This is a genomic window from Acinetobacter guerrae (assembly GCF_009372255.1).
Taxonomy (GTDB): Bacteria; Pseudomonadota; Gammaproteobacteria; order Pseudomonadales; family Moraxellaceae; genus Acinetobacter; species Acinetobacter guerrae.
Map to the genome: position 1 here is coordinate 1 of NZ_LXGN01000009.1, position 15,820 is coordinate 15,820.

At 40.2% G+C, this 15,820-nt stretch carries 13 protein-coding genes and 1 pseudogene; 4 read left to right on the plus strand and 10 right to left on the minus strand.

Annotated elements, in window-relative coordinates; all coding sequences use genetic code 11:
* Positions 1 to 211: 211 nt before the first annotated feature.
* Positions 212 to 1,912: an NAD-dependent malic enzyme gene (locus A7A69_RS07175; protein WP_120371398.1), complete on the minus strand. Its 1,701-nt coding sequence runs from the start codon at positions 1,910 to 1,912 to the stop codon at positions 212 to 214.
* Between the two features lie 565 nt (positions 1,913 to 2,477).
* Here A7A69_RS07175 and argS point away from each other — a divergent pair.
* Both argS and A7A69_RS07185 read left to right on the plus strand, forming a co-directional pair.
* On the plus strand, positions 2,478 to 4,268 hold the full coding sequence (gene argS / locus A7A69_RS07180; RefSeq protein ID WP_152876748.1) for an arginine--tRNA ligase: 1,791 nt from the start codon (positions 2,478 to 2,480) through the stop codon (positions 4,266 to 4,268).
* A gap of 74 nt (positions 4,269 to 4,342) precedes the next feature.
* Positions 4,343 to 4,960, plus strand: coding sequence for an SPOR domain-containing protein (locus A7A69_RS07185; RefSeq protein ID WP_151982538.1), 618 nt, complete (start codon positions 4,343 to 4,345; stop codon positions 4,958 to 4,960).
* 68 nt (positions 4,961 to 5,028) lie between these two features.
* Here the strand turns inward: A7A69_RS07185 and A7A69_RS07190 are convergent, their stop codons facing one another.
* Together A7A69_RS07190 and A7A69_RS07195 are read right to left on the minus strand one after the other, a co-directional pair.
* Positions 5,029 to 6,288 (minus strand): ParB/Srx family N-terminal domain-containing protein, encoded by a 1,260-nt coding sequence (locus A7A69_RS07190; protein ID WP_152876749.1) that lies wholly within the window; start codon positions 6,286 to 6,288, stop codon positions 5,029 to 5,031.
* A gap of 81 nt (positions 6,289 to 6,369) precedes the next feature.
* On the minus strand, positions 6,370 to 7,284 hold the full coding sequence (locus A7A69_RS07195; protein ID WP_152876750.1) for a DMT family transporter: 915 nt from the start codon (positions 7,282 to 7,284) through the stop codon (positions 6,370 to 6,372).
* A gap of 177 nt (positions 7,285 to 7,461) precedes the next feature.
* On the opposite strand from A7A69_RS07195, the gene A7A69_RS07200 reads away from it, so the two are divergent.
* Positions 7,462 to 8,328 (plus strand): helix-turn-helix domain-containing protein, encoded by an 867-nt coding sequence (locus tag A7A69_RS07200; protein WP_152876751.1) that lies wholly within the window; start codon positions 7,462 to 7,464, stop codon positions 8,326 to 8,328.
* Positions 8,329 to 8,341: 13 nt separating this feature from the next.
* Here A7A69_RS07200 and A7A69_RS07205 read toward each other — a convergent pair whose 3' ends face one another.
* The 6 genes from A7A69_RS07205 to A7A69_RS07230 form a co-directional block, all read right to left on the minus strand.
* On the minus strand, positions 8,342 to 8,983 hold the full coding sequence (locus tag A7A69_RS07205; protein WP_152876752.1) for a glutathione S-transferase: 642 nt from the start codon (positions 8,981 to 8,983) through the stop codon (positions 8,342 to 8,344).
* A 101-nt stretch (positions 8,984 to 9,084) separates the two neighbouring features.
* A complete protein-coding gene (locus tag A7A69_RS07210) occupies positions 9,085 to 9,483 on the minus strand; it encodes an OsmC family protein (protein WP_120371405.1) in 399 nt (132 codons plus the stop codon).
* Positions 9,480 to 10,427, minus strand: a complete 948-nt coding sequence (locus tag A7A69_RS07215; RefSeq protein ID WP_151982530.1) for a pirin family protein — start codon at positions 10,425 to 10,427, stop codon at positions 9,480 to 9,482. Before A7A69_RS07215 ends, A7A69_RS07210 begins: the two co-directional genes overlap by 4 nt.
* Positions 10,428 to 10,732: 305 nt before the next feature.
* Positions 10,733 to 11,035, minus strand: coding sequence for a DUF3861 domain-containing protein (locus tag A7A69_RS07220; protein WP_151982528.1), 303 nt, complete (start codon positions 11,033 to 11,035; stop codon positions 10,733 to 10,735).
* 25 nt (positions 11,036 to 11,060) lie between these two features.
* Positions 11,061 to 11,450, minus strand: coding sequence for a transcriptional repressor (locus A7A69_RS07225; protein WP_187349194.1), 390 nt, complete (start codon positions 11,448 to 11,450; stop codon positions 11,061 to 11,063).
* Between the two features lie 13 nt (positions 11,451 to 11,463).
* On the minus strand, positions 11,464 to 11,988 hold the full coding sequence (locus tag A7A69_RS07230) for a PadR family transcriptional regulator (protein WP_152876754.1): 525 nt from the start codon (positions 11,986 to 11,988) through the stop codon (positions 11,464 to 11,466).
* A 380-nt stretch (positions 11,989 to 12,368) separates the two neighbouring features.
* Here A7A69_RS07230 and A7A69_RS07235 point away from each other — a divergent pair.
* Positions 12,369 to 13,981: pseudogene (locus A7A69_RS07235) on the plus strand (phosphoethanolamine transferase).
* Between the two features lie 217 nt (positions 13,982 to 14,198).
* Here the strand turns inward: A7A69_RS07235 and guaA are convergent.
* Entirely contained in the window at positions 14,199 to 15,767 is a 1,569-nt protein-coding gene (gene guaA / locus A7A69_RS07240; RefSeq protein ID WP_152876755.1) for a glutamine-hydrolyzing GMP synthase, read from the minus strand.
* Positions 15,768 to 15,820: the final 53 nt, after the last annotated feature.

Consider the following 15,820-nt stretch of genomic DNA (forward strand, 5'->3'; position numbering starts at 1 on the left):
CTAAGCCTAGATGTTCTAATAATGGGGGTAGATTGTTTGACATCATGTTTCTTCATTTGTAATTTTATTGATATAAATCGCGTCTAAGTTTAAAAAATGAAGAAAGTACAGTCTTGTCAGATTTTTATATTTTTTTTAGCAAAAGAAACAAAAAAAGAGCCGAAGCTCTTTTCTCGATCAGGCATCAATCTAATTTGAAAATAAATTCAAATTAAAATGGTACACGCTTATAGGTTCGATATTCAGGTTGCCAGAATTCCTTTTCAATATTGATCTGAATTTGTTCATCACTTAAAGGAACAGCAACTCCATCTGCAATCGCAGCCTGAGCAACTTTTAATGCAATCACTCTGGACACTTTCTGAATATCTGAGAGTGGTGGAAGTAAATCCGCCTTAGCGTCCTGTAGCAATGGTGAACAATCAGCCAGTGCATTACTAGAAGCCATCAGCATATTATCAGTCACACGTTTAGCACCAGAAGCAATTACACCCAAACCAATTCCTGGAAAAATATAAGAGTTATTACATTGCGCAATATTATACAGTTGCCCCTTATAATTGACGGGGGTAAATGGACTACCCGTAGCAATCAATGCTTGACCATTAGTCCATTGAATAATATCAGCAGGCACTGCTTCTACGCGCGAAGTCGGATTTGATAGCGGCATTACAATCGGACGCTCACAGTTGGTATTGAGTGCTTCAATCACTTCCTGTGTAAATAAGCCCGGTTGACCAGAGACACCAATCAATACAGTGGGCTGAGCATGCTTGACGACATCGAGCAAAGAAATAACCTCTTCCACATTGCCCCAATCTGAAATCACCTCAGCTTTTTGTGCAAGTTTACGCTGGAAATCCAGTAAATTTGGCTGATTCTCTGTGATAAGTCCAAAGCGATCTACCATAAAGACTCGTGCACGGGCTTCGCTGTCACTTAGACCCTCCGCCACCATTTGTGCAACAATCTGCTCCGCAATACCACAACCCGCAGAACCTGCGCCCAGAAAAGCCACAATTTGATCTTTAAGTTGTTTACCCGCAGCACGACTTGCTGCAATTAGACTCCCCACCGACACCGCAGCTGTACCTTGAATATCATCGTTAAAACAGCAGAACTTATCGCGATATTTGGTCAATAAAGGCATCGCATTTTTTTGTGCAAAGTCTTCAAACTGAATTAAGGCATGTGGCCAACGACGACGAATCCCTGTTAATACCTGATCGATAAAATCATAGTATTCATCACCACTAATACGTGGCTGACGCCAACCCATATACAATGGATCATTGAGTAATTGTTGATTATTGGTTCCTACATCAATAGTAATAGGCAAAGTATAGGCAGGACTAATACCGCCACATGCCGTATAAAGCGAGAGCTTACCAATCGGAATTCCCATGCCACCGATGCCTTGATCGCCCAATCCCAAAATACGTTCGCCATCGGTAATCACAATCACTTTAACGTTACGTCGATTAATATTTTGCAGAATATCATCAATATGTTCACGGTCTGGATAAGATACAAACACACCGCGGTGACGACGATAAATATCAGAAAAACGCTGACATGCTTCGCCCACTGTCGGCGTATAAATAATCGGCATCATTTCTTCTAAGTGATCTTCGATTAAACGGTAAAACAGGGTTTCATTGGTATCCTGAATATTTCGTAAATAAATATGCTTATTGATGTCATCGTTAAATGCAGTGAACTGTTGATAAGATCGTTGACTTTGTTCTTCGATCGTTTCGATCACATGTGGTAGCAAGCCATGTAAATTAAAATAGCCTCGTTCTTGTTGAGAAAAAGCCGAGCCTTTGTTGAGCAGTGGGAGTTCTAGAAGAGTATAGCCAGCGTAGGGAATATAAAGTGGAAGTTTTTTGGTGGTATTTTCAGCAGTCATTGCCCATCTCATTGTTCAGCTTAAATGCTAAACGGTTATTCATTCAATTCATCGGTTCGATATAGCTTACGCCTTTTTTAAACAAATTTGGTATTTCTAAAATTGATAATGCTGTGGACAATATTTTATGTTCAAATATGATTATTTTTTAGCCTCTCTGTTTGTGCGTTTTTATCTGTTGCAACAAATGTTCTTAAAACTCTTGAAATACTGAACATTTAACATGAGACATCTAAAAAATGCGATTCTGAGTAATTTATATAGCGTCTCCAATTCTTATAACTTCTATTGCACTCAAAACTTGAGATATTAAAAAAAAGAGTTTGTCACCGCTTAGTTCACTAGGATTTATCATGAAGAATATTTATATCGTATTAAAAATCAACATGCTGAACGATTAAAAAATCGAGCTCTAAATCATGCGTCATTCAAAATAAATCATTCCATGATTGCCTTTGATGCTGTCATTTAAATTAAATCGGCTTGCAGCTAAAACAGCCTCACCTAAAGCGGACAAAATTTGCTATATTTAGCGTTTTTCCGCGAACATTCGTTTTAGATAGATATGAATACCGCCATACAAGCAGCTCTTGATCATGCCGTGCAATCTCTTCAACAAGCAGGGATTCTTCCTTCGGATTGGACTAACAACAGTGTGTTAACCCGAACCAAAGACCGAAGTCATGGTGACTTTGCTTCCAACATTGCAATGGTTGGTGCAAAAGCTGCGGGTATGAAACCACGCGATTTGGCTGAAAAAGTATTGGCTCATCTGCCAGAAGTCGCAGACATTACTAAAGCTGAAATTGCAGGTCCAGGGTTTATCAATTTCTTTTTAAATGCAGATCAGCGTTATGCCATATTAGATCAAATTCAGGCACAAAAAGACCAATTTGGCCGTAGTCAGGTCAATGGCGCACAAAAAATTCAAGTGGAATTTGTTTCTGCCAACCCAACTTCGAGCTTACATGTGGGACATGGTCGCGGTGCCGCTTATGGCATGACCGTAGCGAACTTATTAGAAGCAACAGGTGCCAAAGTCGATCGTGAATATTATGTCAATGATGCAGGTCGTCAAATGGATATTTTGGCGACTTCGACGTATTTACGTTATCTTGAATTACTTGGACAAAACCTTGTTTTTCCTAAAAATGCTTATCAAGGTGATTATGTCAAGGAAATTGCACAAAGCATTATCGACAAAGATGGTGATGCTTATGTTCGTGCTGTAACCAATGTTTATCAAGATGTACCAGAAGATGTGCAATATGCTGCTGAACTGGATGCAGAAGGCAATAAAGTTGTTCTTTCTGGTGATAAAGAAAAACATATTGATGGCCTGATTGCCAATTCACAGCAGTTACTCGTCGAAGGTTATCGTGTTTTTCATCAGGCGGCACTTAAAGCTATTTTAGATGATATTAAAGATGATCTTGCTGATTTCGGTGTCACCTTTGATCGTTGGTTTAGTGAAGCTTCACTGGCCGATAAAATCGAAGAAGCCTTACAAACACTGGATCAACGTGGTTTTCTCTATGAAAAAGACGGCAATATCTGGTTTAAATCGACTGAATTTGGTGATGAAAAAGACCGCGTGGTAAAACGTCGTAATGGGCAAACCACATATTTTGCTTCCGACATCGCCTATCATTTAGATAAATTACAACGTGGTTATACGCATATTGTAGATATCTGGGGGTCAGATCACCATGGTTATATCGCACGTGTAAAAGCTGCGATTGATGCGCTGGGTTATGACTCTGCGAAACTTACCGTACTTCTAGTTCAGTTTGTAAGTTTATGGCGTGGTGGTGAAATGGTACAAATGTCATCACGTTCAGGGCAATTTGTGACTTTACGTGAACTTCGTGAAGAAGTAGGCAACGATGCAGCACGTTTTTACTACGTGATGCGTAAATCTGAGCAACATATTGACTTCGATTTGGATCTTGCTGTATCACAAAGCAAGGACAATGCGGTGTATTACATTCAATATGCCCATGCCCGTATTTGTCGTATGCTAGAAAAAGCCGCGGCTAATAATATCAACTTTGACTCAGTTCAAGCACGTCAATATGCGTCACGTCTGGAACTTGATGCAGAAACAGAAGTTTTATCGAAACTTGCAGCTTATCCAGATATTATTGTACGTGCGGCAAATGCTTACGAACCGCATCAAATTGGTAATTATTTGAAAGAGTTAGCAGCATTATTTCACGGTTGGTACAATGAGCATAAAGTCTTGAATGATGATGCGACATTAACTCAAGCGCGTCTTTTGTTGTCAGTCAATGTACAACAAGTATTGCGTAATGGCTTAGAATTGCTTGGCGTATCTGCGCCAAAATCAATGTAAATCATCTATCGTTTGACTTACACCTCAGACCAATATCTTTTTGGTCTGATGACCTAATTTGAAGAGGATTTCACGTGTTTGGAAAAACGCAGCGCGGTGTATCTGAGCGACCAAATAAACCGAAGAAACCACTGATTCCAAAGTGGTTAGGAACATTGGTGGCTATTTTGGTTCTCATGTGCATCGCCGTAGTATTGATGCTGTGGAAGCCGTGGAAGCCTGTTTCAACCAAAAATGAAGTGACTTCTCCACATTATCAGGAAGAAGAAACTAATCATGACTACCGTTTCTATGATTTGCTACCACAGCAACAAGTCACTCCTATCCCTGAACAAGCGGTGCCAGAGACTAAGCCACAACAACCTGTGGTAATTGTAGAGGCTCCACGTGAAACCAGTGCACCCGTTAGCAGCGATCCTGCGGCTGCCGTAGCTGCTGAAGAAAGCGTACAACAACCGCACCAAACATCATATATCCTACAAGTCCGCAGCTATCCTGATCCAGACAGTGCTGATGCACGGCGTGCAGAAATCATTCTTAATGGTTTATCTGCCGATGTAGTGAAAAGTATAGAAAATGGAAAAACATGGTATCGCGTGGTTTCTGGACCTTATGATTCGCAAGAAGCAGCCGTTGCAGCTCAACAGACTTTGCAGCATAGTGGCATTGATTCTATTGTGGTGAAGCGTTAATACCTTCATAGCATCAAAAAAGAACGCTGATTGCGTTCTTTTTTATCTCAAATGTTTTGATCAAATGCTTACCAGCCCCAACATGTTCCCGTAGTCGGTTTACCGCATTCACGATAATGAACAGCATACCAGACACTGCCACCTGATCTTGGTGTTCCATCTTTTTTTACTTCATCCCGATTAAGCTCATCAAAAGTGCTTATCGCATTCGCTGTTACCGAACCTTTATCTGCATTTTTTTGCAAACTTAAACTACCCAGACTTTTTGCCGTCTGATTCTGATAAATCATAGTTTCTGGCGCTGCTGTTCCGATCAATAAGGCATAGTTGGCAACTGCCGCCGTATAACCTGTAGCACTACCCGACAAAGTTAAATCCTTTTTGATGGTGGTGCTTGCCAATACATCTGCCCCGCCATAAGTTTTTGGATCAAGATGATAAAAGCTTAAAGGCTGCACAATGCCTGATTTAACCTGAGCTTCTAACCAGTCTTGCCATAAAAATTCCAGAAAGTCAGTGGCATTGTCAGGTTTGCTATAACCAACATCTCGAATAAAATACATCAGTGAACGGTACTGATTTTCTTCCATGCCTGTTGGATTAGCTGTAGATTTTATTCCTAAATTTTTTGGTAATTGTTGATATGTAATGCTTTGGTTTTGTCCATTTCGCAACCATGCACGTCCATTGCTCACCATTTTTGCCCAGAACTCATCTGCAGTTTTAATATCACTGTAATTGTCCACAACACGTACCCAAACAGCTAAAGACTCTCCGCCATCGGGTAACTCACGTAATTGGGTCATGGTATGATGACCATCTGTCAAATATAAATGACCATCATAGCCAACGACCACTGTTTTCAAATCAGCGGTTTCTGTACCTGGTTTTTCGACACAGCCAAAACTATCTAGTTGTTTTAAATTTGCAGCTTTGAGTTGATCAAGACTATTAAAGTCATCACGACTTTTCGCCCCAATCGCTTCACAGTAATCACTGAATTTTTTGCCAATGGTTTTATTCAAATAACTAAGTTGATTAGTCGGATCTGCTTGCCATGTCTGACGATTCCAATCGCCTTGCCAACGACCCAATTTATAATAAATCTGGTCATAACCCACTGCGCCTTGAGTCGGAGTGAGATCGGCAATTTTCACCTGAAGAATATCGCCAGCTTTTGCATTTAAGAATCGTTGATCGCGCTGATCCGTTTGAGTCGATGCTGTATTCTGGCTTTGATCATCATTTGAATCATTACAAGCCGTTAATGCTAAAACTGCACAGATACCCAGTGACAAAAAAGTCATATTTCTAGTCAATAATTTCATAAAACATCAATTATCTAAAGCTTGCCCGAAAAGATGCATATTGACGAGAAATTATTCAAAACAAATGACAAATGCTATTTCTCATTGATGTTTTAAGGATTTAGACCAATATGGCAATTTTAAGATCCATTGAGGCTGACGAAATAAAATGAAATTTCCAAACAAAATTAGAATAACGCCAAATCCTGCACTCCATGTCCATTGATATCCCTCCCAAAATGTAGACAAAGTCAGCGCAACCAAAGGAAATAACAAAGTGGTATATGCCGCTTGACCTGCGCCTATACGTCCAACCAACAGAAAATAAGCGCTAAAACCAATTACTGATCCAACAACAGCCAGATATAATACAGCACTGATCGCAATCCCTGATGATGTCGCTAAGAAGCTTTCTCCGCGCAGTACAGCCACAATTGCCATAACAATAGCGCCATACAGCATGCCGTAGGCATTGGTACTGAGTACATCCAATTTATGTCGTTGATGACGAAGACTAATCATATTGCCCAAAGAAAAGCCATACGTCCCTAATACACATAATAAAATCGCAAAAACTGTCTGCGAATGAATATGCGTTACTGTCAAGTCATGCCAAAATAACGCCAACATTCCAAGCAATCCGCATATTACTGCGGGGATAAAATAAACTGAAATACGCTGCTTAAAAAATAAATAACTATTGATGGCATTAAAAATCACTGCCATCGAGAAAACCACCGATTCCAAGCCACTGTTTACATAAGCTACAGCGCTATAAAAACAAATAAAGTTAAGCCCAAAAATACATAAACCTTGTAATAGACAAAAGAAATGATCGATAAATGTGAGCTTCTTTAAACGTTTAGATAAGCATAGTCCAACAAATAAGATCAGTGCCGCGATACAAAACCGCCAGAACACCGCAATAACTGGCGTAATATGTCCATGCTGAGCACTAATCGCAATCCATGTTGTTCCAAAAATGAAGACTACAATTGTGTATAACGCCACGTTCATGACCAAACTCCTCTCATTTATAAGACAATTTTGGTTTAGATTAGCTTGAACTGCTTTTAGGACTTTGTCGTGACTTACATAATCTTGCGGTTTTTTGATGGTCTTATTTGGGTTATTACAAAGAAACTAGATAAACTCATCCTATGTTCTAAATACTCAAATAATTGATATCACCTAATGAAGTACCAGACCCTTGAGCAACTGCAACAGCATAAAACTCAACTGCTTGAAACGGCGCGATTAGGCTCGGGGATGCAAATTGCAGCTTGGAAAAACCAACACGATCTGGTCAGTGTTTGTAGTAATCATCATACCTTGAGTCTATATGTAAAAGGTGGGTATGAAAGTTATCGCAAAACACCTCATGGTTGGCGCAATGGTGGCGCACCAGATCGATTTTGTCTAATGCCACAAGGACTAGAGTCGACTTGGGATATTCGTGGTGATCTTAGTTTTGTACATTTGTACTATACAGATCAGCATTTGCGCAGTCTGGCGACAAAAATCTGGGACAGAGAACCCGCACAGATTCAGCTTCAAGAGCAAAGCTTTGTTGCAGATACCAAAATCAGTAGCTTGTATCGACACTTTTTATTGGGATGCGACTGGCAGGAACCGAGTAATCATTTACAACTCAGTAGCACTGCCAATTTATTGCTTAATCATCTATTACAACACTACAGCAATGTTCAATGGCAACTTCCACGTGTAACAGGCGGTCTTGCACCTTACCTGTTAAAACATCTGAAACAATGGATTGAACAACATCTCGATCAAGCCATTACTTTGGCAGATCTAGCAGCACAAACTCAATTGAGTGAATACCATTTTGCTCACATGTTTAAGCAGTCTATGCGCATTTCACCGCATCAATATGTGTTACAGCAACGTTTGCACAAAGCGCATACGCTTATTTTATCTAGCACAAATGATTTGACGGACATCGCCTTGCAATGTGGTTTTAGTTCCGCCAGTCATTTTAGTACTCGATTTAAACAGTATTATGGCTACCGCCCTTCACAACTTCGGCAAGGACGTGGCTAAGATTCGACTGAAGTTATTCAATGCCTTTTTGCTTGGCACGTTGATAAGCAGCACGGGCATAAATCCGAGCGAGCAAAGCCTGAATATTTGGATATTGACCTGTGGTACGAGTCAAAATAGCTTCTAGCGGAAAACTCATCTGAATATCAGCAAAACTAAAATCCCCTGCAAAATAGTCATGCCGAGATAAATAATCCTCTAAAAAAGCAATGTGGTCTTTTAAACGAGGACGAATAAATCCTGCTGTAATACCATCGGTAATTTTATTGGCAATAGGACGAATGATAAAAGGTACATTTTTACCCACATTGTTCATGACCAATTGAAATACCAACAACGGCATAAGCGAACCTTCGGCATAATGCATCCAATATAAATACTGAAATGCATCTTCATCATTTTGTGGTTTAAACTGATTTTGCAAATCGTATTTATTTTGCAGATATTCTAAAATCACCGCAGACTCTGCAATTGCACGATGATCATCCTGTAAAATTGGCGCTTTACCCAAAGGGTGAATCTGTTTCAGTTCAGGTGGCGCAGCTAAAGTGGGCAAGCGTTTATAGTGCTTAATCTGATAATCCTGCTGTAGCTCTTCCAAAGCCCATAGAATCCGAAAGGAACGTGATTGTTCCAGATGATGTAAAGTCAGCATTTTGTTCTCTATTTCTCGCCATGATTTTCAAATATGTTTATAGCATTAAGCCCATGGCAATAGCATGGGCTTAACTTTAAAATTATTTAATTACAACAGAACTAACCTAATGTAGTGTGAATTTCCAAACTGCGTAGCAAAGTTTTGGTCACAGGGGTTTTGCTACAAACATTTAGCACTTTTTCTTGCCATTCGGCAGATAAAGGATTTTTAAAAGTCACACGACGTTCGATCCACTCCTGCTGCTCTTTATTCATAAAAAAATCTACTTCGACGGTAAATTCACCGAAATCTATTTCCTTATGCTGTGCATACATACGCAAGGTAATCATGGTACATGAAGCCAGACTTGCCGTCAGAAAGTCATAAGGTGCAGGTCCAGTATCATGACCGCCAAAAGACTCAGGTTTGTCGGTGATAAAATGGTGTTTGCCACTGGTGATTTCACCTTTCCACGGTGCAGGATCTGTCTTTACTAAACTACGTGCAATCACACTCATTTGGATGCTCTCATTTGATCAGGAAATGTTGGGGCTTCAAGACGAGGGCCGTCATAATCAGGAATTTCGCCAAAGCGTGCATCATGATTGACCCATTGTTCACGTGCTTCACGTAGTCCTTCGGTGGTACGCCCCACCAAATTCCACCAAAGCAGAATTGGGGTTTCAAATGGCTTGCCGCCGATTAATAAAATACGATGCCCTTTCGGAATTTCGACTTCAATCTGTTCAAGACCTGGCTCTAACACCACCAGATTATCCTGATTTAGCTCATGTCCATTAACCCAGCCATGACCATCTAGCGCCAGAAAACCATATTCAAACTCAGGATTTAAAGGAATCAGCGTTTTACTATCTGCTTGCGCGGTCATATCGACACCCACCAGCGGCGTATGTACTGCCACAGGTGAATTTTGTCCCATAAACTCACCCACCAATACGGTAAATTCAACTTGATCCTGAACGGTTTTTGGTAATTCTGGATAATGGTCAAACTGTGGTGGCATATTGAGTTTGTCATCAGGCAAGGCTATCCACAACTGTGCTGCATGCATTTTAGTTTCACTATCAGGGGCGACTTCGGTATGCGAAATACCATGCCCCGCAGTCATCAAGTTGACCTGATACGGGCGGATAAGCTGCTTGGTTCCCAGACTATCGGTATGCATCATGGTACCTTCAATCATCCAAGTGAAGGTTTGTAAACCTGTATGTGGATGGGGTCCAACATCTAAACCATCACCTTGTGGGAAGGTCACTGGTCCTGCGTGATCCAAAAAACACCACGCACCAATCATGCGTTTTTGTCGACTTGGTAAAGCACGTTTGATGACAGTACCTTTACCAATTTCGGCACTCCGAATTTGAAAATCCTGAATAAATTGATTGATATAGCTTTCACAGTCCTGTGAGTCTGAGATTTCCGTATAATTGGTATTGGTCATTATCTTTGTCCTAATGTGTGCTTAAATCATATGAATGGCTAGCAAAATTTAGCGCTGCGATTGCTGATCAAAATGCTATTCACAACATGGATACGCGTTTAAATCAGAATAACGTGTCTCAGACCATTGTTCTTTTATCATTGCGTAAACAACATATTCTGAAGAAACCTTGCGCTTGCTTTCATATGTGGCTTATCTTACTCATTATCTTTATATTAACAAAATAAACCCAGCATTCTATGTCCAACTTTAAGACAGTGTAGTGCTATTTTTAAGACAATCCGTGTCACAGCACACCTCAAAGATTATTTTGACTGTGGAATCTGGCTTTTCATATGTTTCATAAAATCATGAAAATGCGGTGCGAACTCGGTAAATAACGGATGATTCCGATGTTCTAACATCACCTCACCAAATAGTTTTAGACCGACAGCGAAAGATTGTGTGGTCTGATCATTAAAAAATTCCGCAGTTTTCAATTTTTCCACAATTTTAAAAATATCATCATGATTGCCTGTATAAAACTCAAGTTTTTCAGCATAAGTTGATACTTCACCTTTCGCATCTTTGAGATGCTGAACAGTGACAAAATATTGATGTTGCTTCATAAATAAATTCCTACTCTATTTTAAATTAAGCACTTTCTTGAATCTCAAGTTGCATTAAGTTCACTTGAAATTGCTGAAAAACTGCTTGTAAGGATTGTAAAAACTGCGCTTGTTGAGTACTTGATAATGCTGAACATTGAATATGAAGTACCTGTTTTTTGCTCTGATCTGGCAGATTAAATTTTGCCTCTGCACGGTGAAATTGATAACTTGCAATTAAACCTGCATCCACCAAATCACTGACGACGCGATAAATTGTTGCCAGACTGAGTTGCTGATGCTGCACATGCAATTTCTGATAAATCTGTTTGATGGTTAAATCATCGCCTTGCTGTTCAAGTAATTTCAACACAGCCATTCTTGAATGTGTGACTCTTAAGCCAGCCTGCTTAAGTCGGTATTGTACGTCTAACACCATTATCCCTCCGCTATAAACGACTAATCTCAACAGCTGCCTGATCAATCTTTTCAGCAATTTGATGAATCTGTTCTAGCTTTAAATCGGCAGTATTCAGTTTAAGTCGCAAAGCCGTTTTCAGATTTTCCATCGCGCGGTGTATATCTATCAATTGGTCATTGCTATGAATCTCGCGGCGAAGGCGCAGCTTTTCCAACAGTGCAGTCAACAAGTCCTGTTGTTGCTTTAAATATGCTTCGCCTTCTTCTGTTACTTGATATTGTTTACGCTCAGCATCGAGCAATGAAATCAGATGCATTTCTTCCAGATTGGTCAATGTTGGATAAATGGTGCCAGCACTGGGACTATAATCCCCTCCAACTAAATCACTAATTTCTTTAATAATTTCATACCCATGTTTTGGGTTTTGTTGGATCAAATGAAGAACTAAAAGTTTCATTCGACCCGATTCAAATAAACGCCCACGACGACCTGAACGTTGAGACATTTCAGAAGCTGGAGCATGCTCAAAATAATGATCGCTTGCATGTTTCATACTTATTTTTCTCAAATTGATTAATTTATGCATATTAAGATATATCTTTTAATATCTTAAAACAATATTTTTATTTCTATATGAATTTAATATTTTGATAAATATTGTTTTTTAATAAAAAAGGCAAGGAATAAAGCATTACTTAAAGGGATTTTTCTGCTAAGAAAACTTATCAAAATAGGTAAATTACATGGATGAATGAGCTATTCGGAACAAAAAGATAAACTTGATTGCATGTAAGATCATTTTTTGAAGTCACATAAAGATCATAAAAATGGGTTCAATCTTTCCTATTTTTAGATTAAATTGAATGCCCAAAATTCTTGATTAGATTTATTTAATCAAATCCACTGTTTTCTCCTGAATCGCTAAGCACTATGATGACTCACCGAAATCTGTTCGTTCTATTCTTGGTGCTTGCCCCAGCTTTGGTCACGGGGGGCATCCTGTGTATTGCAGGAAATGCTTCTGATGGTATACGACTGGGTTTGTTGTCATTACCAGGTTCATGGCTGATGTATTTAGGTATTTCGCGCCCCGTACTCTACTGGAAAGTGGCTGCGATTGTTTGGTGGAGTATTTTTCTGGGCGATGCATGCATACGCTCACTCAGTTGGTTTATTTATCAAAGTGATACCGATGCCTATTTCATTGTACAGGCAATTGCCAATACCACACGGCAAGAAACCATTGAATTTTTTCAGTTCCATGCTAGGTCACTCGTACTATCAGCGCTAATATTTTTCTTCGGTTTGACAGCCTATTTCTGGTTCTGTTTCGGACAACCTATTCATAAGTTATGGTCACAGTTGTTTCAGGTTAAACTTAACCGCTATTTCTGCTCATTTTTAGGTGTTCTGACTTTAGCGAGCTATCTCATCGAACCTTCTCGCGCACAGCATCCTGTGGTGTATTGGTCAGATTATTATTCTAAAATTCAAAATTTTAAAAGCCAGATTTCGACACACAAACAACTTCATCATGTATGGTTAGATACCGCGCAACATAATCTGATCCTCGATCCACAACAACTGCTATCACAAACACATACATTAATGATCACAGACAGTGTGACCAGTAAAAATTTTGGCGTATGTGGCTACCCACGGAACACCACCCCAGAGCTTGAGAAATACAGCGCGTCATTTAAAATTTTCTGTAATGCATTTTCACCTGCTGCATCTACGATCGGTGCTCTCAAGATGAAACTCACAGAGCAACGCAGGTCGAGCAGCCAAACTACTCTACTGAAAGTTTGTTGGCATATGCCAAAGTGGCAGGATTTAAGGTGTACTGGATCAGTAACCAAAATGATAGCTATATTTCTTCATTATTTGGTTCATTCGTTGATGAACAAATCTATACCAATCATCGTTCAGGTCGAAGCAGCACATCCTTCGATGAAAATCTGTTACCAGTCTATCAGGAGATCTTGAAACGCCCTGAAGCTAAAAAGCTGATTATTGTACATATGATTGGGGCACATCCCAATTATCAACTGCGTTACCCTGAGCAGTTTAATCGTTTTTCATCAGACACATCAGATGTCGTTGAAACTCAACTTGAACAGAAAAATATTGGTATGCTCGTACAACAGCAGCGTAATTATTATGACAACAATATTTTGTATGAGGACTGGCTATTAAAGCGCTTCTTTCAAAGCTTACAAAAAAATGATCACGCAGAGCGGCGCTCCTTTGTATTTGTCTCAGATCATGGCAATGAGGTTGGTCATGAAATTAACTTTGCTGGACACAGTCCTAATACTCAGGCTGGCTATCAAGTTCCACTGGTTGTATGGTATGACGGCATTCAGGATACTGGGGTTAATTTGGACAAACAAATTAATACCGCAGATCTGGATACATTAATGATGGAACTGATGGGACTACATGAACGTAATGAGACATCCCACAGCTCTCTTTTATGTCACAATTATCTATTCAAACCTTCATCCAGTTGGCCGTACTGGAAGCCTGTACCTACCTCTTAAAAGATTAAAATTGATTGCAATAAAAAAGAGCGCTTGGAACGCGCTCTTTTTTGAAATCCCCTACTGCCGCGAGCACAGCGCTTGGCGTAATTCAGGCAAGAAGCTTCGCTTCGTTTAAAGCGGTGCTTTAAACTCGCTCATGCTTGAAATCCCTCTGCCGCGAGCACAGCGCTTGGCGTAATTCAGCCAAGAAGCTTCGCTTCTTGAAATCCCTGAATTACTCCCATTCAATTGTTGCAGGTGGTTTAGATGAAACATCATATACCACACGGGAAACATCTTTAATTTCGTTCATGATACGAGTTGAGATTTTATCAACCAAATCATAAGGAAGATGAGCAAAACGAGCTGTCATAAAGTCAACAGTTTCAACCGCACGAAGAGCAATGACCCATGCATAACGGCGACCATCACCAACCACACCCACTGATTTTACAGGCTGGAACACGGCAAAGGCTTGCGCAGTTTTGTCATACCAACCACTAGAACGAAGCTCCTGCATAAAGATGTCATCTGCCAGACGCAGAATATCAGCATATTCTTTTTTCACTTCACCCAAAATCCGCACGCCCAAACCAGGACCTGGGAATGGATGACGATAAATCATGCTATGTGGTAAGCCAAGCGTCGTACCTAGCTTACGCACTTCGTCTTTAAACAAGTCACGTAATGGTTCGACCAAATCAAATGCCAAATCTTCTGGTAAACCGCCTACGTTATGATGAGATTTAATCACATGCGCTTTGCCTTGTTTGCTGGCAGCAGATTCAATCACGTCAGGATAAATTGTTCCTTGTGCAAGAAATTTTACGCCATCAAGTTTACGGGCTTCCTCTGCAAAAACTTCGATAAATTCACGACCAATGATTTTACGTTTTTTCTCAGGATCAACTTCACCAACAAGCGCAGTTAAGAAACGCTCTTCTGCAGCTGCGCGAATAACACGTATGCCCATGTTATCTGCAAACATTTGCATCACTTGGTCGCCTTCATTTAAACGAAGTAACCCGTTATCTACAAATACACACGTTAATTGATCGCCAATGGCTTTATGCAAGAGCGCAGCAACGACAGATGAATCTACACCACCAGATAAACCAAGTAATACTTTTTCATCACCAATTTGCTGACGTAATTGTTCTACACGTAAATCGATAATGTGTTCTGGTGTCCAAAGACCACCACAACCACAAATTTTATGAACAAAGTTAGAAAGTAATTCTGCACCTTTTGCCGTATGCGTGACTTCAGGATGGAACTGAACACCATAAAAACGGCGGGTTTCATCCGATGCTGCCGCATATGGACAGCTTGGTGTACTCGCTGTGGTATGAAAACCTTCTGGTAAACGTCCAACTTTGTCACCATGACTCATCCAGACATGCAGTTGATCTTCACGATCCTGCAAATTACCAATCAGTTGATCACGTTGTTGAATATCAACTTCTGCATAGCCAAACTCATGCACAGTGCCCGGCTCAACTTTACCGCCCAACTGCTCAGACATGGTTTGAAAACCATAACAAATTCCCAATACAGGAACGCCCAGTTCGAACACCACTTGTGGCGCACGTGGACTACCCTCTTCATGAACACTTTCAGGACCACCTGACAAAATCACGCCATTTGGATTAAAAGCACGGATGTCTTCTTCAGACATATCAAAAGCATACATTTCAGAATATACACCTGCTTCACGCACACGGCGTGCAATCAGCTGGCTGTATTGAGAGCCGAAATCTAGAATCAAGATACGATCATCAGTAATGTGGGTATTGGTTGTCATGATTACGCAACTATGCAAGGCAACGAGAGAAGCGCAAAATTATAGCATTTTTC

Coding starts and splice junctions, on each gene's coding strand:
- A7A69_RS07175 (WP_120371398.1), bottom strand. CDS start 1,912: ATGACTGCTGAAAATACCACCAAAAAACTTCCACTTTATATTCCCTAC.
- argS (WP_152876748.1), top strand. CDS start 2,478: ATGAATACCGCCATACAAGCAGCTCTTGATCATGCCGTGCAATCTCTT.
- A7A69_RS07190 (WP_152876749.1), bottom strand. CDS start 6,288: ATGAAATTATTGACTAGAAATATGACTTTTTTGTCACTGGGTATCTGT.
- A7A69_RS07195 (WP_152876750.1), bottom strand. CDS start 7,284: ATGAACGTGGCGTTATACACAATTGTAGTCTTCATTTTTGGAACAACA.
- A7A69_RS07200 (WP_152876751.1), top strand. CDS start 7,462: ATGAAGTACCAGACCCTTGAGCAACTGCAACAGCATAAAACTCAACTG.
- A7A69_RS07205 (WP_152876752.1), bottom strand. CDS start 8,983: ATGCTGACTTTACATCATCTGGAACAATCACGTTCCTTTCGGATTCTA.
- A7A69_RS07210 (WP_120371405.1), bottom strand. CDS start 9,483: ATGAGTGTGATTGCACGTAGTTTAGTAAAGACAGATCCTGCACCGTGG.
- A7A69_RS07215 (WP_151982530.1), bottom strand. CDS start 10,427: ATGACCAATACCAATTATACGGAAATCTCAGACTCACAGGACTGTGAA.
- A7A69_RS07220 (WP_151982528.1), bottom strand. CDS start 11,035: ATGAAGCAACATCAATATTTTGTCACTGTTCAGCATCTCAAAGATGCG.
- A7A69_RS07230 (WP_152876754.1), bottom strand. CDS start 11,988: ATGAAACATGCAAGCGATCATTATTTTGAGCATGCTCCAGCTTCTGAA.
- guaA (WP_152876755.1), bottom strand. CDS start 15,767: ATGACAACCAATACCCACATTACTGATGATCGTATCTTGATTCTAGAT.